The sequence below is a fragment of the Pseudomonas frigoris genome (assembly GCF_047758635.1).
Lineage (GTDB): Bacteria > Pseudomonadota > Gammaproteobacteria > Pseudomonadales > Pseudomonadaceae > Aquipseudomonas > Aquipseudomonas frigoris.
In genome coordinates this window covers 1,376,292-1,393,125 of the sequence record NZ_CP180479.1, presented here as the reverse complement: position 1 = coordinate 1,393,125, position 16,834 = coordinate 1,376,292, and the positions used below count along the sequence as shown (strand labels likewise).

The following is a 16,834-nucleotide window of genomic DNA, read 5'->3' as shown; positions in this document are numbered from 1 at the left end:
AACAGTGTTCACACGGCCTTTTCAGTTACCTGCGATCAAGCCATCAAGGCTAGCGCGGGATCACTCCCACTCAATCGTCGCTGGCGGCTTGCTCGACACGTCGTAAGTGACGCGGGAGATGCCTTCGATTTCGTTGATGATGCGGCCGCTGACGGTTTCCAGCAGTTCGTAAGGCAGGTGCGCCCAACGAGCGGTCATGAAGTCGATGGTTTCCACGGCACGCAGGGCAACTACCCAGGCGTAACGACGGCCATCGCCGACCACTCCAACCGATTTCACCGGCTGGAACACCACGAATGCCTGGCTGACTTTGTGGTACCAGTCCGCTTTACGCAGTTCTTCGATGAAGATGTGGTCAGCGCGACGCAGCAGGTCGGCGTATTCCTTCTTCACTTCACCGAGGATCCGCACGCCCAGACCCGGGCCCGGGAACGGGTGACGGTAGACCATGTCGTACGGCAGGCCGAGTTCCAGGCCCAGACGACGGACTTCGTCCTTGAACAGCTCGCGCAGGGGTTCAACCAGCTTGAGGTTCATTTCTTCCGGCAGGCCACCCACGTTGTGGTGCGACTTGATCACGTGAGCCTTGCCGCTTTTGGCGCCAGCCGACTCGATCACGTCCGGGTAGATGGTGCCTTGGGCGAGGTACTTGATGTTGTCCAGTTTGTTGGACTGGGCATCGAATACGTCGATGAAGGTACGGCCGATGATCTTGCGCTTCTTCTCTGGGTCGCTTTCGCCAGCCAGGTTGTTCAGGAACTGGTCTTCAGCGTTGGCGCGGATCACCTTGACGCCCATGTTCTCGGCGAACATGGCCATCACTTGCTCGCCTTCGTGCAGACGCAGCAGGCCGTTGTCGACGAAGACGCAGGTCAGCTGGTCGCCAATGGCTTTGTGCAGCAGCGCGGCAACCACCGAGGAGTCCACACCGCCGGACAGGCCGAGCAGTACGTTGTCGGTGCCGACCTGGGCGCGAATGTTGGCGATGGCGTCTTCAGCAATCTTCGAAGGCGTCCACAAGGCTTCGCAGCCGCAGATGTCGAGGATAAAGCGCGACAGGATGCGACCGCCCTGCTTGGTGTGGGTCACTTCCGGGTGGAACTGCACGCCGTAGTAGCCACGAGCATCGTCGAACATGCCAGCGATCGGGCAGCTTGGGGTGCTGGCCAGGATGTGGAATTCCTGAGGCATCTTGGTGACCTTGTCACCGTGACTCATCCAGACGTCGAGGCCGAACAGGCCGTCGGCGTCTATGTGGTCTTCGATGCCGTCGAGCAGGCGGCTTTTGCCGACCACGTCAACACGGGCGTAACCGAACTCACGCAGTTCGGAACCTTCAACCTTGCCACCCAGCTGTTCAGCCATGGTCTGCATGCCGTAGCAGATACCGAAGACCGGTACGCCCAGGTCGAACACCGCTTGCGGGCAGCGAGGGCTGTTGGCTTCGTGCACGGACTCGGGGCCGCCGGCGAGAATGACGCCTTTTGGAGCGAATTCGCGAATCGCGTCTTCATCCATATCGAACGGATGCAGTTCGCAGTACACGCCGATTTCACGCACGCGGCGGGCGATCAGCTGGGTGTACTGGGAACCGAAGTCGAGGATCAGGATGCGGTGAGCGTGAATGTCGAGGGCCATGTGGTCAGTCTCGTCTATGCAGTTCGGTGAAGAGAATCAGAAACAACTCGGGGCTGAAAACAGCCCCGGTTACTTAACTTATTGCTGGAAGGCTCAACCTACGCGGTAGTTTGGCGCTTCTTTGGTGATCTGTACGTCGTGAACGTGGGACTCGGCCATACCGGCGCCTGTGATCCGCACGAACTCAGGCTTGGTGCGCATTTCTTCGATGTCGGCACTGCCGGTGTAACCCATCGAGGAACGCAGGCCGCCCATCAGTTGATGGATGATGGCGCTCAGGGTGCCCTTGTAAGGAACACGCCCTTCGATACCTTCCGGAACCAGTTTCTCGGCGCCTGCCGAAGAGTCCTGGAAGTAACGGTCGGAGGAGCCTTGAGCCTGGGACATGGCGCCCAGCGAACCCATGCCACGGTAAGCCTTGTACGAACGACCCTGGAACAGTTCGATCTCGCCCGGTGCTTCTTCAGTACCGGCGAACATCGAGCCCATCATCACGCAGGAAGCACCGGCAACGATGGCCTTGGACAGGTCACCGGAGAAACGGATGCCGCCGTCGGCGATCAACGGAACGCCAGTGCCTTCAAGGGCAGCGGCGACGTTGGCGATGGCGCTGATTTGCGGGACGCCGACACCGGCGACGATACGGGTGGTGCAGATAGAGCCTGGGCCGATACCGACCTTGACTGCATCGGCGCCTGCTTCGGCCAAAGCCTTGGCGGCAGCGCCGGTGGCGATGTTGCCGCCGATGACCTGCACTTCAGGGAAATTCTGTTTGACCCAGCGAACGCGGTCGATCACACCTTTGGAGTGACCGTGAGCGGTGTCGACCACCACCACGTCAACGCCGGCATTGACCAGGGCGGCTACGCGATCACCGGTGTCTTTACCGGTACCGACAGCAGCGCCAACACGCAGACGACCTTGGTCGTCCTTGCTGGCCAGCGGGTAAGCCTTGGCTTTTTCGATGTCGTTGACGGTCATCATGCCTTTGAGGGCGAATTTGTCGTCGACGATCAGCACGCGTTCGATGCGGTTTTTGTGCAACAACTCGCGGACGTCGTTCTTGTCGGCGCCTTCCTTGACCGTGACCAGACGCTCTTTAGGCGTCATCACTTCACGGACGGTGGCGTCCAGACGGTTTTCGAAACGCACGTCACGGGAAGTGACGATGCCGACCAGGTCGCCATCGTGCAAAACCGGAACGCCGGAGATGTTGTGCATGCGGGTCAGTTCGAACAGTTCACGAACCGTGGCGTCAGCCTCGATGGTGATCGGGTCCTTGACCACGCCGGCCTCATAACGCTTGACCTTGCGCACTTCGGCAGCTTGCTGCTCGATGGTCATGTTCTTGTGGATAATGCCGATGCCACCTTCCTGAGCCATGGCAATTGCCAGACGGGCTTCAGTAACGGTGTCCATGGCGGCAGAAACCAGAGGAATATTCAGCTCGATGCCACGGGTTAGGCGGGTCTTGAGACTGACTTCGTTAGGAAGCACCTCGGAATAACCGGGCACTAGGAGAATGTCGTCGAATGTCAGAGCTTCTTGGCTGATACGCAGCATCGCGGGGGCTCCCGAGCGGGAAAATGGAAGCGCGCCATTATAGTCAGACACCCCCTCGGGTTCAATGTAAAACTCTGTCTATTATTAGCATTACTGATATACGGGGGTTATTGCCGCGTAGGAGCTGCCGAAGGCTGCGATCTTTTGATCTTGATTTTCGGCGCGGCTAAAAATTTCAAGATCAAAAGATCGCAGCCTTCGGCAGCTCCTACACGGGTATCGCATTCACAGTTCGACCTTGACCCAACTGACAGGCTGATCGAGCCAATCGGCAAATTCGTCGATAAAGCTCTGTTTGAACCCGGCCTCGGCCCAGTTGTTGAAGATAAAGCCCAGGTTGGAAAAGCCGCAATCCTGCAGGAAAAGAAAGCCGTTGATGTCATCTTCATGCCCGCACTCCGGACAAGTGAAGTTATCGGTGCGCCCCGGCATCCAGTCTTCCAGGCTGTCGAACAGCGCTTCGCCGACTTCCTTGCGGCACTCGGCGCAACCCGCCTCTTCAAGGAAACCCTTGGCCGGCGTATAGATGCAGCGCTTGGTGATGATTTCCAGGCCATTGATCGGTTCGCCGAACGGCAGCGCTTCAGGATGCAGCACGACAGCGCGGGCACCGTCGCCGATGGCATGAGCCATGCGGTTGCCAGTGCGGCCACAGGTGGTCAGTTCTTCTTTGACGATGTTCTTGCGCACCAGCCAACGCACGACCGCCCGGGCCCGGGGTTCGTGCACCGGCAGTGTGGAGATTTTCGGGACGATGATGCTTTGGGAGTTCATGGCACAGCCCTGCAAATCCTGAGTGATCACCCTTGTGGGAGCGAGCTTGCTCGCGATGGCAATCTTTCAGTCAACGATGATATCGACTGCCAGTTCGCTATCGCGAGCAAGCTCGCTCCCACAGGGTTTGCGGCCGGCAGCTTAATCCCTGACACACTCAGGTCAAGCACTCAAATAACGTCCGATCAAGGCAATTCCGCTGGCCAGCACCAACCAGGTCACCAGCCGCACAAACGCCTCGCGGGATAATCTCATGGTCAACCGCCGGCCGATCCACAGCCCCAATGCCATGGCCGGCAATAAACACAGCGCCAATACCAACAAGGGTAGCTCGGCATACACACCCGCGACAGCAAACAGGCTCAAGCGCACCACCGTGCTGCAACTGATCAGCGCACTCTGGGTCGCCCGGGCTGCCTCTTTGGGCAGGCGACTGTTCAAATAGATCGCATATAAAAAGCCGCCACTGCCAAACAATGCCCCGAACATCCCGCCCACGGTGCCCATCGGCACGGCCCAAGCGGCGGGCAATTGCGTCGGACGGGTTTTGACCCACAAGCTGTAAATCGCATAGGCGCTGATAAACAGGCCCATCAACAGCAACAACACATCGGATTTCAGATTCAGTAGAAAAATAACCCCCAGCGTGCAGCCCACCGCCATGCACGGCAGCAGCCGCAACAACTCAGGCTTCGCCACATCCCGTCGCGAAGGCAGCAGATTGCCGAACGCCGCGACGAAATCCAGCAGCACCAATAGCGGCACGATTTTCGACAGCGGCATGAACAGGATCAATATCGGCCCCGCCACCAACGCAGTGCCGAAACCGGCAATACCGAACACGATGTAGGCCAGGGCAATGCCCAACGCGATTACCAGCCAATCCGTAGCGCCGAAGGGCCATTGGCTCAACAACTCAAGCACGTTCATCTGCACGTCTTCCCTGATTACCGTTGATCACCGTAGGAGCTGCCGCAGGCTGCGATCTTTTGATCTTAAAAATCAAGGTCAAAAGATCGCAGCCTTCGGCAGCTCCTACAAGTGTGCGGGGTGTCAGGTGGAACGCATTGCCTTTATCATGCGCCCCATGATTAAAGATCCCTTTGCAAGACTCGGCCTGGACCGTGAAGTACTGACTGTCAGCCAGCTCAACGGCCGCGCGCGGGTGTTGCTTGAAGACGTGTTCAGCAACATCTGGGTCGAAGGCGAAATCTCCAACCTCGCCCGCCCGGCGTCCGGCCACGTGTATTTCACCCTCAAGGACAGCGGTGCCCAGGTGCGTTGCGCACTGTTCCGGCAGAACGCGGCGCGGGTTCGTCAGGCATTGAAGGATGGCTTGGCGGTGAAGGTCCGCGGCAAGGTTTCGCTGTTCGAGGGCCGCGGCGACTATCAGTTGATCCTCGATACCGTGGAGCCGGCCGGTGACGGTGCGCTGCGTCTGGCGTTCGATGCGTTGAAGGAAAAACTCAGCGCCGAAGGCCTGTTCAGCGCCGAACGCAAAGTGCCGCTGCCGGCGCATCCACAACGCATCGGCATCATCAGTTCACCCACCGGCGCGGTGATTCGCGACATCATCAGCGTATTCCGCCGCCGTGCACCGCAGATCCAACTGACGCTGATCCCCACTGCCGTGCAGGGCCGCGAAGCCACTGCGCAGATTGTCCGCGCATTGAAACTGGCGGACGCCCGTGGTTTCGACGCGTTGATCCTGGCCCGTGGCGGCGGTTCACTGGAAGACCTCTGGTGCTTCAACGAAGAAGCCGTAGCCCGCGCCGTGGATGCCTGCGTGACGCCAATTGTCAGTGCCGTCGGCCATGAAACCGACGTGTCGATCAGTGACTTCGTGGCCGACGTCCGCGCCCCGACGCCGTCCGCCGCCGCCGAACTGCTCGCGCCGGATTCCAGTGACCTGGTCCGTCGGGTCGAAAGCCTGCATCGACGTCTGGTGATGCGTATCCGCGACCGCTTGATGCGTGACCGTCTGCGCCTGGAAGGCATGTCCCGCCGCCTGCGCCATCCCGGCGAACGTCTGCGCCAGCAAGCGCAACGCCTGGATGATCTGGACATGCGCATGCGCCGCGCGTTCGAGCGCAGCCTCAATACCCGTCGCGAACGGTTGATCCGTCTGGAAACCCGCCTCGCCGGGCAACATCCGGGACGGCAACTGGCGATGCTCCGTCAGCGCCTCGACAGCCTTGCCGAACGCCTGCCCCGTGCCATGCGCGAAGGGCTCAAATCCCGTCGCCTGCAACTGCAAAGCCAGATGCAGACGCTGCATGTGGTCAGCCCTTTGGCGACCCTTGGCCGTGGCTACAGCATTTTGCTGGACGAACGCGGCAACGCGATCCGCAACGCCGCGCAAACCCACAATGGTCAGCGCCTGAAAGCCAGACTTGGCGAAGGCGAACTGCAAGTGCGGGTCGAAGACAATCACCTGACGCCTGTCACCCTTTCTTTACTGGATTGATCCATGCCGCGTTTTTTAGCTCCGCTGCTGTTGCTGTGCCTGACCTTCAACGCCCACGCCGACAGTTACATCACCCGCCTGTTGAACAAACCGGTGCCGGGCGGCGTGGCCGTGGTGGATCTGGGTGTCTCTGCGCAGGCGCCGAAGGCCAGTTATCAAGGCAAACCCGTATTGGTGGTCAAGGAACAGAACAATTGGCTGGCGATTGTCGGCGTGCCGTTGACGGTAAAACCGGGCACGCAGCAGGTCAGTAGTGACGGTCGTCATCTGAATTTCAACGTTGGTAACAAGAAATACCCGGAACAGCACATCACGTTGAAGAACACGCAGCAGGTCAATCCGAACCCGGAGAATCTCAAGCGCATCGAGGGTGAGTTGGCCGAACAGATCCAGGCTTACCGCAGCTTCAGCCCGAACACCCCGAGCAACCTGCTGCTGGACAAACCGGTCAACGGCCCGCTATCGAGCAAGTTCGGCGTGCGCCGCTTCTTCAATGGTGAAGAGCGTAATCCGCATGCGGGACTGGATTTCGCCGTGCCTGCCGGTACGCCGATCAAGACCCCGGCTGCCGGCAAGGTGATCCTGATCGGTAACTACTTTTTTAACGGCAACACGGTGTTTGTCGACCATGGGCAGGGGTTTATCAGCATGTTCTGCCACATGTCGAAAATTGACGTGAAGGTTGGCCAGCAATTGGCCCGTGGCGGAGTGGTCGGGAAAGTCGGTTCCACCGGGCGGGCGACCGGGCCGCATATGCATTGGAACATCAGCCTGAATGATGCGCGGGTGGATCCAGCGATTTTCATTGGGGCGTTTCAGCCATAAATAGTTGTTGAGGCTGATGGCCCCTTCGCGAGCAAGCCCGCTCCCACATTAGATTTTCAGCGTGCACAGAATATGTGTTCACGCCGATCAAATGTGGGAGCGGGCTTGCTCGCGAAGGCGGTCTCATTGGCGCCGCTTATTCCGCCTCAAGGTCCTCAATCCCATGGATTTCCCTGTGCGCCAGGCACTCTTTGATCCAGGTCTGAGTTTCCGCCGAGAAGCCCGCCAACTCTTCAGCGCTGACCAACTCATGAGTACACAGCCCCAGTAAGTGAGCAGGCGCCTCATTGCGTGAGTGCCTGAACACGCCGAACGCCCAATACAGTTCCTGTTGACCGGCCTTCAGCCTTTCTTCACTGGCTTCAATCCGCTCATAAGCCACCAGGCTTTTATCCAGCACTATGCGCTCGACCTCCTCCATGATCCGGATGCATAGCCGCTCATGGGCCAACGGACGCAGCGCACTATAAAGCTTCCAATCCGACTCGTTCATTGCCGACTCCTGCCTGCCAGTAGTCCTTGGTGAGGCTTTAAGAATAGCCGCGCTGACACGCCCCATCACCGAAAGCCTTCAATTGCGCATCGCTCAAACCTCGCGCAAACATAAAAACAATCACCACTCTTCACCGCAATAAAATCTCGATAACCACGACTTTTCGAGGATTTCTCTCAATTTTTTTCGACCGCTTGCCATCCTTCACCCTCGCGGTTAGGGTTGAAGGCATGAAAACCTCTCACACCCTCATTCAGCTTCGCCAGCACCGCAGCCTGTGCCTTGTCAGTGCACGACTGCCAGGCTGAATCGCGGTGCCTCCTCTTACGCTTTATCCCCAGAACATTTGATCCACCGGCAGGCCGCCTTTTTTCGGCCCACACAATAAGGATTCCCCGATGAGCATGCTCAAAGACCCGTCTTCGAAATACCGCGCGTTCCCGACCATCGACATCCCGGACCGCACCTGGCCGTCGAAGACCATTACTGCCGCGCCGATCTGGTGCAGCTCCGACCTTCGTGATGGTAACCAGTCGCTGATCGAGCCAATGGACGCGGTCAAGAAGCTGCGTTTCTGGAAAACCCTGGTGTCGGTCGGCGTTAAAGAAATCGAAGCGTCGTTCCCGGCGGCTTCGCAAACCGACTTCGACTTCGTGCGCACCCTGATCGAAGGCAACCACATCCCGGACGACACCACCATTCAGGTGCTGACCCAGGGCCGTGAAGATTTGATCGAGCGCACCTTCGAATCCCTGCGCGGGGCGAAGAAAGCCATCGTTCACCTGTACAACGCCACCTCCCCTTCCTTCCGTCGCATTGTCTTCAATCAGGACAAGGAAGGGGTCAAGGCCATCGCCGTGAACGCGGCCAAGCTGTTCGTCAAATATGCCGCCCAGCAGCCAAACACCGAGTGGACCTTCGAATACTCGCCAGAAACCTTCAGCGCCACTGAGCTCGAGTTCGCCAAAGAAGTCTGCGACGCAGTCATCGAAGTCTGGAACCCGACGCCTGAGCACAAGGTGATTCTCAACCTGCCAGCCACCGTCGAATGCGCGACCCCGAACATCTATGCCGACCAGATCGAATGGTTCGGCCGTCACATCAACCGTCGTGACAGCGTGATCATCAGCCTGCACACCCACAACGACCGTGGCACTGGCGTTGCGGCTACCGAACTGGGCCTGATGGCCGGTGCCGACCGTGTCGAAGGTTGCCTGTTCGGCAACGGCGAACGTACCGGTAACGTCGACCTCGTGACCGTGGCGCTGAACCTCTACACCCAGGGCATTCACCCTGAGCTGGACTTCTCCGACATCGACGGCGTGCGCAAAGTCGTCGAAGAATGCAACCAGATCCAGGTGCACCCACGCCACCCGTACGTCGGTGACCTGGTTCACACCGCGTTCTCCGGCTCCCACCAGGACGCCATCCGCAAGGGCTTCGCCCAGCAGAAACCGGACGCCCTGTGGGAAGTGCCGTACTTGCCGATCGACCCGGCCGACATCGGCCGCAGCTACGAGGCGGTGATCCGCGTCAACAGCCAGTCGGGCAAGGGCGGTATCGCTTACCTGCTGGAACAGGAATACGGCATCAGCTTGCCGCGTCGCATGCAGATCGAGTTCAGCCAGGTTGTGCAGCGTGAAACCGATCGCCTGGGCCTCGAGATGACGGCTCAGCAGATCCACGCGCTGCTGCACAGCGAGTACTTGCAGGCCAACACCCCGTACGCGCTGGTCAGCCATCGCCTGCAGGAAGAAAACGGTCACAGCGCCGTCGAAGTGGAAGTCTCTGGTAAAGGTCAGGGCGAAACCAACCTGCACTGGCGTGGCAAGGGCAACGGCGCCCTGGAAGCGCTGGTGGCCGGTCTGCCGATTCCGGTTGAGATCATGGACTACAACGAACACGCCATCGGTTCGGGCACCAATGCCAAGGCTGCGGCCTACATCGAGCTGCGTGTGAATGGTGAACGTGCGGTGCACGGCGTTGGTATCGATGAAAACATCACCACCGCCAGCTTCAAGGCCCTGTTCAGCGCGCTGAACCGCTCGCTGAGCCAGCCGGAAGCGAAAGCGGCGTAAGTCATCGCTGAAACGCAAAAGGCCCCGAGGTGCGGACCTCGGGGCCTTTTTGTTTGCCTGCCTGTTTTTGCGCTGCCTGTCCCGGCCTCTTCGCGAGCAAGCCCGCTCCCACAGTGGATTTGGGTGTACACATAATCTGTGCTCACATTGATCAACTGTGGGAGCGGGCTTGCTCGCGAAAAGGCCGGTTCAGGCCGCCGAGATCTCAGGTGAACTCGAAGGTATCCGCATCCAGGTTCGCTGGAAAGCGTGTTCGATAAGCCTGAAGATCTGCAGCGTTCAGAACAACCTGGAACACGCCATCGGCTTCGCCCGCACTGAGTAACGTCTCACCCTGGAAGTCCAGCACCTGGCTGTCACCGGTGTAAGCAAAACCTTTGCCGTCAGTACCAATGCGATTCACCGCCGCCACGTAGCAAAGGTTTTCGATCGCCCGCGCTGGCAGCAAACGGTTCCAGTGCTGACGCCGTGCACCCGGCCAGTTGGCGGTGTACAGCAGCAAATCGGTGTCCTGAGCATCGCGACTCCAGACCGGGAAGCGCAGGTCATAGCAAATCAACGGACGCACTCGCCAGCCCTTGAGTTCGAACTGCACCTGTCGCTCGCCGGGGGTGAAGTGGTTGTGCTCGCCGGCCATGCGGAACAGATGGCGCTTGTCGTAGTGCCACACCTCCCCGTCCGGCCGCGCCCACAACAGGCGATTGCGATGGCTGCCGTCAGCTGCCTGGACGATCACGCTGCCGGTGATCACTGCATCCAGTTTCGCGGCCTGAACCCGCAGCCATTTGCTGGTCGGACCGTTTTCCGACTCGGCGAGGGTCTCGGACTCCATCGAGAAACCGGTAGTGAACATCTCCGGCAGGATGATCAGGTCAGCCCCGCGAGCCTGTTCCAGCAACGGCTCAAAATGCTCCAGATTGGCCTGACGATCGTGCCAGGCCAGGGTGGTCTGGATCAGCGCGATGTTCAGATTGGGCAGTGCACTCAGATCACGCATAGTTTTGCCGCTGCTTCACGCAGGGTCTCCTCGCGTTTGGCGAAGCACAGGCGCACCAGGCGCTGGCCTTCGGGCGGAGTCTGGTAGAACACCGAGATCGGGATGCTCGCCACGCCATGTTCGCGGGTCATCCACAACGCCATCTCGACATCATTGAGGTCCGGGCGAATCTGCGAGTAATCGACCAATTGGAAATACGTGCCGGCCACTCGGGTGAAGCTGAAGCGCGACGGCGTCAGCAGATCGCAGAACAGATCGCGCTTGGCCTGATAGAACGCCGGCAGCTCTTCGATGTGTTCCGGGTGTTCGGCCATGTAGTCGGCCAAGGCATATTGCAGCGGTGTTACGCCGCAGAAACTGACGTATTGGTGAACCTTGCGCAGCTCGGCGGTGAGGGCCGGCGGTGCGACCACGTAGCCGGTTTTCCAGCCAGTGACGTGATAAGTCTTGCCGAAGGAGCTGACCACGAATGCACGCTGATACAGCTCTTCGTGATTCAGCACGCTGACGTGGGGTACACCATCGAACACCAGGTGTTCGTAGACCTCATCGCTGATGACATAGATGTCGCGGTCGCGAATCAACGCCGCCAACTGATCCAGCTCGGCACGACTGATCAGCGCGCCGCTTGGGTTATGTGGGGTGTTGAGGATGATCATCCTCGTGCGCGGCGTAATGGCTTCACCCAGCTTCTGGAAGTCGATGGCGAAGTCATTCAGGCCCAACTGCACATGAACGCAGCGACCACCGGCCAGCTCAACCGAAGGTTCATAACTGTCGTAGGCCGGATCGAACACGATCACTTCGTCGCCGCTGTGGATAACCGCTTGAATGGCGCAAAAGATCGCCTGGGTTGCACCGGGCGTGACTGTCACTTCATGGTCAGCATCAACATTGACGCCGTAGCTGCGGGCGATCTTCGCCGCAATCTGCTGACGCAATGCAGGAAGGCCGGTCATCGGCGAATACTGGTTGTGGCCATTGGCGATATGCCGACCGACCGCATCGCACAGGGCCTGCGGCGCATCGAAATCGGGAAAACCCTGGGACAGATTCAGCGCCCCGGTTTGCGCCGCGAGCTGAGACATCTGAGTGAAGATAGTGATGCCGACATTCGGCAGCTTACTGGTGATCATCGGTGATTCCCTGCTCTACACCCGGCTCTACGGCGGCGCGGGAGAGCCCGAGGATAGCCCAAACGGCAGGCATGAAAAAGGGCGCCATGGGCGCCCTCTTCCGCTTGCCTGAATCAGCGCTTGTCGCGGCGCTTTTTGTCGGCTTTCTTGTGGTGCGACATCATCCGACGCTTCTTGTTGACCTGACGGTCGGTGAGCGAGTTCTTGTTGCCTTCGTACGGGTTCTCGCCGCCCTTGAACTCGATGCGGATAGGCGTACCGACCAGCTTCAAGACACGACGATAAGTGTTTTCCAGATAGCGCACGTAAGACTTCGGTACTTTCTCGATCTGGTTACCGTGAATCACGATGATCGGCGGGTTAGCACCACCCAAGTGGGCATAACGCAGCTTGATCCGACGGTTGTTGACCATCGGTGGCGCGTGCTCACCAACTGCATCTTCCAGAATCGTGGTCAGGCGGTTGGTTGGCCAGCGGGTGACCGCAGACTTGAACGAGTTCTGTACGGAGGCGTAGAGGTTGCCCACGCCGGTGCCGTGCAGGGCCGAGATGAAGTGAATGTCGGCGTAGTCAACGAAGAACAGTCGACGTTGCAGCTCGACCTTCACGAAGTCGCGCTCGCTCGGCGTCATGCCGTCCCACTTGTTGATCGCGATCACCAGCGCACGACCCGACTCAATGGCGAAGCCCAGCAGGTTGAGATCGTGATCGACCACGCCTTCGCGGGCGTCCATCACGAAGATCACCACGTTGGCGTCTTTGATCGCTTGCAGGGTTTTGACCACGGAGAATTTTTCAACTTCTTCGTGGATCTTGCCGCGCTTGCGCACACCGGCGGTGTCGATCAGCGTGTACTTCTCGTCGTTACGCTCGAACGGGATGTAGATACTGTCGCGGGTGGTGCCGGGCTCGTCATAAACGATTACCCGGTCTTCACCGAGCATGCGATTGACCAGGGTCGACTTGCCGACGTTCGGGCGGCCGATGATCGCGATCTTGATCCCGTCTTTTTCGCTTGGGCCAGGAATGCGCTTGGCTTCCTCGCCTTCGGCAACGATCTCCTCTTCGCCATCTTCCGGCTCTTCTTCGTCTTTCGGGAAGGAGCTCAGAGCGATTTCAAGCATCTGGGTGATGCCACGACCATGCGCACCGGCGATCGGGATCGCGTGGCCCATGCCCAACGGGGCGAATTCAGCGCGGGCCATTTCAGGGTCGATGTTGTCGACCTTGTTGGCAACCACGTAAGAACGCTTGTTACGTTTGCGCAAATGCTCGGCGATCATCTGGTCGGCGGCGGTGAAACCGGCCTTGGCATCTACCAGGAACAGAACGACATCCGCTTCTTCAATGGCCAGCAGCGACTGCTCGGCCATTTTTTCGTCCATACCGTGCTCGTCACCGGAGATACCGCCGGTGTCGACCAGAATGTAGGAACGCCCTTGCCACTTGGCCTCACCGTATTGGCGATCACGGGTCAGACCGGACAAGTCGCCGACGATGGCGTCGCGAGTCCTGGTCAGGCGGTTGAACAAGGTGGACTTGCCGACGTTCGGTCGGCCCACCAGGGCGATTACGGGAACCATGCGGCTCTCCACTTCGTTATTTCAGAAAATACAAAAGCCGCTGCGAGGCAGCGGCTGGTGCTCGGGGCAGCGCCTGTAAGCGCTGCGAGCCCCGCAAAACGGGGCCGCTTGGGGAACTAACCCCAAGCATAGTCAAACCTTTACTTAATGGTCAGGGCTTCCAGTTTGCCACTGTTGCCATACACATAAATCGTGTCACCCACCACCAGCGGACGGGCACGCAGGCCGTCGCTGTCGATGCGCTCGCGGCCGACGAAACGACCGTCCACCTGGCTCAGCAGATGCAGGTAACCTTCCATATCACCGACGGCAACGTAGCTGGAGAACACCTCCGGAGCCGACAGTTGACGACGGGCCAGCGAATCGTTGCTCCACAAGGCTGTGGTGGAACGTTCGTCGACGCCTTCAACGGTGCCCGAAGACAGGCTCACATAGACGCTGCCAAAACCCTGGGCGACACCGGCATAGCTGGAAGCATCACGCTGCCAGAGCTGACGACCGCTTTCCAGATCCAGTGCCGCAACGCGACCCTGATAGCTGGCGACATACAGCGTACCGCCGGACAGCAGCAGGCCACCGTCGATATCGACAACGCGCTCCAATTCCGAACGACCTTGTGGAATCGCTACACGTTGTTCCCACACCGGCACGCCGTTGGAAATATCGAGAGCGACCACTTTACCGGTCGACAGGCCAGCCACCGCGAGGCGGTTGGTGACGATCGGCGCACTGGTGCCGCGCAGGGTCAATACCGCCGGAGTGCTGTCATACAACCAGCGCTGGGTGCCGGTAGCGGCATCCAGACCGATCAGACGGTCATCCTGAGTCTGAACGACAACGACATCACCGTTGTTGGCCGGCGGTGCGAGGACTTCACTGGACACGCGAGCGCGCCATTTCTCTTCACCGTTGATGGCGTCCAGGGCAACGATTTCACCCTTGATCGTACCGATCAGGAGCAGACCGTAACTGACGCCGACAGCGCCGGAAACAGGCAGTTCGAGATCTTTCTTCCATTTGACGTCGCCATTGTTGCGATCCATCGCCATCACCACACCGGTGACGTCGGCGGCATAGATGGTATCGCCATCGATCGCCGGAACCAGCATGTTGTACGATTCGCCCTGACCGTCACCGATCGAACGACTCCACTGCTTGTGCAGAACCACTTCTTCTTTGAAGTCGGTCAACTCGGCCGGTGGCAGTTCTTTTTTGCTGTTGCTGCTGCAACCCGCGGCCAATATGGCCAGAGCCAGCAATGCTGCATGTTTCCAACGAATCACGTCACGCATCCCCTTTGGCCAGGTCGTCCAGCTTGATTTGTAGGCCACCCACTGCCGCTTCATCCGACAGTGCCGCCTTGGCTTTTTGATACGCCGTGTTCGCTTCGTCGGTACGACCCAACTGCACCAGCAGGTCGCCTTTGAGTTCTTCGCGAGTGGCCAGGAATGCTTTATCGGCATCGCCTTCGAGCAATTTCAGGGCTTCATCGGCCTTGTTCTGCGCGGCCAGCACCTGCGCCAGGCGCTGACGAGCAATTTCGCCCAGCGCCGGGTTGGCCGGTTTGGCGACGATGGCTTTCAGCTCGCTGGCTGCGTCATCCAGCTTGCCGCTGTCGACCGCAACTTTTGCCACGAACAGGCTGCCGTACTGCGCGTAAGCGCTACCGCCGAACTCGCTGTTGAGCTTGCCGGCCAGGTCCGCAACACGGGCGGCATCAGGCTTGCCGTCTGGCGTCAGCGTGGTTTCCAGCAGTTGCTGATAAAGCATCGAGGCGCCTTGCGACTGATTGCTCTGATACTTGTGAAAAGCCTGCCAGCCGAACACGATGACCAGCGCCAACAGGCCGCCAGTGACCAGGGGCTTGCCGTTGCGTGTCCACCAGTCCTTCAAATCCGCCAGATGTTCGTCTTCGGTACTCGACACCCCAATACTCCTTAATCGCTAAATCGGCTGTTTGACAGCTTCAACCCTGCACGACGCAGGTGGCCAGGTGTGCAGCAAGCGCATCCCAGGCAATGCTTTGTTGCTCGCCCTGGCCACGCAGGGGTTTGAAACCTACCACTTGCTGGGCCATTTCGTCGTCACCGAGGATCAGCGCGTACAACGCACCGCTCTTGTCGGCTTTCTTGAACTGGCTTTTGAAGCTGCCGGCGCCGGCATTCACTTGCAGGCGCAGGTTGGGCAACTGATCACGAACACGTTCACTCAGGGCCAGACCGGCCAGCTCGGCGGCTTCACCGAAGGCGCAGAGGTAAACGTCGACCTGACGGGAAATCTCTTCCGGGATCTGCTCCAGGGTTTCAAGCAACAGCACCAGGCGCTCGATGCCCATGGCGAAACCAACGCCAGGAGTCGGCTTGCCGCCCATCTGTTCCACCAGACCATCGTAACGACCACCGGCACACACGGTGCCTTGGGCGCCCAACTGGTCGGTGACCCATTCGAAAACGGTCTTGCTGTAGTAATCCAGCCCGCGAACCAGCTTCGGGTTGATCACGTAAGGAATGCCGGCGGTGTCCAGACGAGCCTTGAGACCCTCGAAGTGCACACGAGACTCTTCGTCGAGGTAGTCGGCCATTTTCGGCGCGTCGACCAGTACGGCTTGAGTGTCAGCGTTCTTGGTATCCAGAACCCGCAAAGGGTTGGTCTTCAGGCGACGCTGGCTGTCTTCGTCCAGCTTGTCCAGGCGGGCCGAAAGGAACTCGACCAGCGCTTCGCGATAACGACCGCGGGACTCGGCAGTGCCCAGACTGTTGAGTTCGAGCTTGACCGCATCACGGATGCCCAGCTCGCCCCACAGGCGCCAGGTCAGCACGATCAGCTCGGCATCGATGTCCGGACCGTCGAGGTTGAAGACTTCGCAACCAATCTGGTGGAACTGGCGATAACGGCCTTTCTGCGGACGTTCGTGGCGGAACATCGGGCCGATGTACCAGAGTTTCTGCACCTGGCCACCGCCGGTGATGCCGTGCTCGAGCACCGCACGCACGCAGGCCGCTGTGCCTTCGGGGCGCAGGGTCAGGGAGTCGCCGTTGCGGTCGTCGAAGGTGTACATCTCTTTCTCGACGATGTCGGTCACTTCACCGATCGAGCGCTTGAACAGCTCGGTGAACTCGACGATCGGCATGCGGATCTGCTTGTAACCGTAGTTATCCAGCAAACGCGAGACGGTGCCCTCGAAATGACGCCACAGGGGAGTCTGCTCGGGCAGGATGTCGTTCATGCCACGTATGGCTTGCAGAGACTTGCTCACTATAAATCCTTAAATTCGTTCGAC

The 16,834-nt window shown here is 59.3% G+C and carries 14 protein-coding genes; 3 read left to right on the top strand and 11 right to left on the bottom strand.

Annotated elements, in window-relative coordinates; all coding sequences use genetic code 11:
• Positions 1–60: 60 nt before the first annotated feature.
• From guaA to ACMXYH_RS06285, 4 genes are all read right to left on the bottom strand, one after another.
• Complete coding sequence (gene guaA / locus ACMXYH_RS06300; RefSeq protein WP_046054681.1) at positions 61–1,638, bottom strand: glutamine-hydrolyzing GMP synthase; 1,578 nt, start codon at positions 1,636–1,638, stop codon at positions 61–63.
• Between the two features lie 93 nt (positions 1,639–1,731).
• Complete coding sequence (guaB, locus tag ACMXYH_RS06295) at positions 1,732–3,201, bottom strand: IMP dehydrogenase (protein WP_123368331.1); 1,470 nt, start codon at positions 3,199–3,201, stop codon at positions 1,732–1,734.
• A 225-nt stretch (positions 3,202–3,426) separates the two neighbouring features.
• Positions 3,427–3,975 carry a sugar ABC transporter ATPase gene (locus tag ACMXYH_RS06290; RefSeq protein WP_129438159.1) on the bottom strand — a complete coding sequence of 183 codons (549 nt, stop codon included), beginning with the start codon at positions 3,973–3,975 and terminating at the stop codon, positions 3,427–3,429.
• Between the two features lie 162 nt (positions 3,976–4,137).
• Entirely contained in the window at positions 4,138–4,905 is a 768-nt protein-coding gene (locus tag ACMXYH_RS06285; RefSeq protein ID WP_415766608.1) for a sulfite exporter TauE/SafE family protein, read from the bottom strand.
• 157 nt (positions 4,906–5,062) lie between these two features.
• Here ACMXYH_RS06285 and xseA point away from each other — a divergent pair, with 157 nt between their 5' ends.
• Complete coding sequence (gene xseA, locus ACMXYH_RS06280) at positions 5,063–6,442, top strand: exodeoxyribonuclease VII large subunit (RefSeq protein WP_033061484.1); 1,380 nt, start codon at positions 5,063–5,065, stop codon at positions 6,440–6,442.
• Positions 6,443–6,445: 3 nt separating this feature from the next.
• The gene (locus tag ACMXYH_RS06275) at positions 6,446–7,267 is read left to right on the top strand and encodes a peptidoglycan DD-metalloendopeptidase family protein (RefSeq protein WP_415766607.1); all 822 of its coding nucleotides are present in this window, start codon (positions 6,446–6,448) and stop codon (positions 7,265–7,267) included.
• Between the two features lie 136 nt (positions 7,268–7,403).
• On the opposite strand, the gene ACMXYH_RS06270 is transcribed toward ACMXYH_RS06275, so the two are convergent.
• Positions 7,404–7,760, bottom strand: a complete 357-nt coding sequence (locus tag ACMXYH_RS06270; RefSeq protein ID WP_129438172.1) for a hypothetical protein — start codon at positions 7,758–7,760, stop codon at positions 7,404–7,406.
• 398 nt (positions 7,761–8,158) lie between these two features.
• Here ACMXYH_RS06270 and leuA point away from each other — a divergent pair, with 398 nt between their 5' ends.
• Positions 8,159–9,838 (top strand): 2-isopropylmalate synthase, encoded by a 1,680-nt coding sequence (gene leuA / locus ACMXYH_RS06265; RefSeq protein ID WP_008147766.1) that lies wholly within the window; start codon positions 8,159–8,161, stop codon positions 9,836–9,838.
• 205 nt (positions 9,839–10,043) lie between these two features.
• Here leuA and ACMXYH_RS06260 read toward each other — a convergent pair whose 3' ends face one another.
• The 6 genes from ACMXYH_RS06260 to hisS form a co-directional block, all read right to left on the bottom strand.
• Entirely contained in the window at positions 10,044–10,835 is a 792-nt protein-coding gene (locus tag ACMXYH_RS06260) for an amidohydrolase (RefSeq protein WP_095131624.1), read from the bottom strand.
• Positions 10,823–11,971, bottom strand: a complete 1,149-nt coding sequence (locus tag ACMXYH_RS06255) for a pyridoxal phosphate-dependent aminotransferase (RefSeq protein ID WP_415766606.1) — start codon at positions 11,969–11,971, stop codon at positions 10,823–10,825. The genes ACMXYH_RS06260 and ACMXYH_RS06255 overlap by 13 nt, the downstream gene beginning before the upstream one ends.
• Positions 11,972–12,084: 113 nt before the next feature.
• Positions 12,085–13,554 carry a ribosome biogenesis GTPase Der gene (gene der / locus ACMXYH_RS06250; protein WP_129438180.1) on the bottom strand — a complete coding sequence of 490 codons (1,470 nt, stop codon included), beginning with the start codon at positions 13,552–13,554 and terminating at the stop codon, positions 12,085–12,087.
• Positions 13,555–13,694: 140 nt separating this feature from the next.
• Positions 13,695–14,846 (bottom strand): outer membrane protein assembly factor BamB, encoded by a 1,152-nt coding sequence (gene bamB / locus ACMXYH_RS06245; protein ID WP_134417307.1) that lies wholly within the window; start codon positions 14,844–14,846, stop codon positions 13,695–13,697.
• Positions 14,839–15,480, bottom strand: a complete 642-nt coding sequence (locus ACMXYH_RS06240; RefSeq protein WP_129438184.1) for a tetratricopeptide repeat protein — start codon at positions 15,478–15,480, stop codon at positions 14,839–14,841. Before ACMXYH_RS06240 ends, bamB begins: the two co-directional genes overlap by 8 nt.
• Before the next feature lie 40 nt (positions 15,481–15,520).
• Positions 15,521–16,810 carry a histidine--tRNA ligase gene (gene hisS / locus ACMXYH_RS06235; RefSeq protein WP_282375262.1) on the bottom strand — a complete coding sequence of 430 codons (1,290 nt, stop codon included), beginning with the start codon at positions 16,808–16,810 and terminating at the stop codon, positions 15,521–15,523.
• Positions 16,811–16,834 lie beyond the last annotated feature (24 nt).

Bases quoted from the DNA above. Each gene is read 5' to 3' on its own strand.
- ACMXYH_RS06255 (WP_415766606.1), bottom strand. From the start codon at position 11,971: ATGATCACCAGTAAGCTGCCGAATGTCGGCATCACTATCTTCACTCAG.
- bamB (WP_134417307.1), bottom strand. From the start codon at position 14,846: ATGCGTGACGTGATTCGTTGGAAACATGCAGCATTGCTGGCTCTGGCC.
- xseA (WP_033061484.1), top strand. From the start codon at position 5,063: ATGATTAAAGATCCCTTTGCAAGACTCGGCCTGGACCGTGAAGTACTG.
- leuA (WP_008147766.1), top strand. From the start codon at position 8,159: ATGAGCATGCTCAAAGACCCGTCTTCGAAATACCGCGCGTTCCCGACC.
- ACMXYH_RS06290 (WP_129438159.1), bottom strand. From the start codon at position 3,975: ATGAACTCCCAAAGCATCATCGTCCCGAAAATCTCCACACTGCCGGTG.
- guaA (WP_046054681.1), bottom strand. From the start codon at position 1,638: ATGGCCCTCGACATTCACGCTCACCGCATCCTGATCCTCGACTTCGGT.
- ACMXYH_RS06275 (WP_415766607.1), top strand. From the start codon at position 6,446: ATGCCGCGTTTTTTAGCTCCGCTGCTGTTGCTGTGCCTGACCTTCAAC.
- ACMXYH_RS06260 (WP_095131624.1), bottom strand. From the start codon at position 10,835: ATGCGTGATCTGAGTGCACTGCCCAATCTGAACATCGCGCTGATCCAG.
- guaB (WP_123368331.1), bottom strand. From the start codon at position 3,201: ATGCTGCGTATCAGCCAAGAAGCTCTGACATTCGACGACATTCTCCTA.
- der (WP_129438180.1), bottom strand. From the start codon at position 13,554: ATGGTTCCCGTAATCGCCCTGGTGGGCCGACCGAACGTCGGCAAGTCC.
- ACMXYH_RS06270 (WP_129438172.1), bottom strand. From the start codon at position 7,760: ATGAACGAGTCGGATTGGAAGCTTTATAGTGCGCTGCGTCCGTTGGCC.
- ACMXYH_RS06285 (WP_415766608.1), bottom strand. From the start codon at position 4,905: ATGAACGTGCTTGAGTTGTTGAGCCAATGGCCCTTCGGCGCTACGGAT.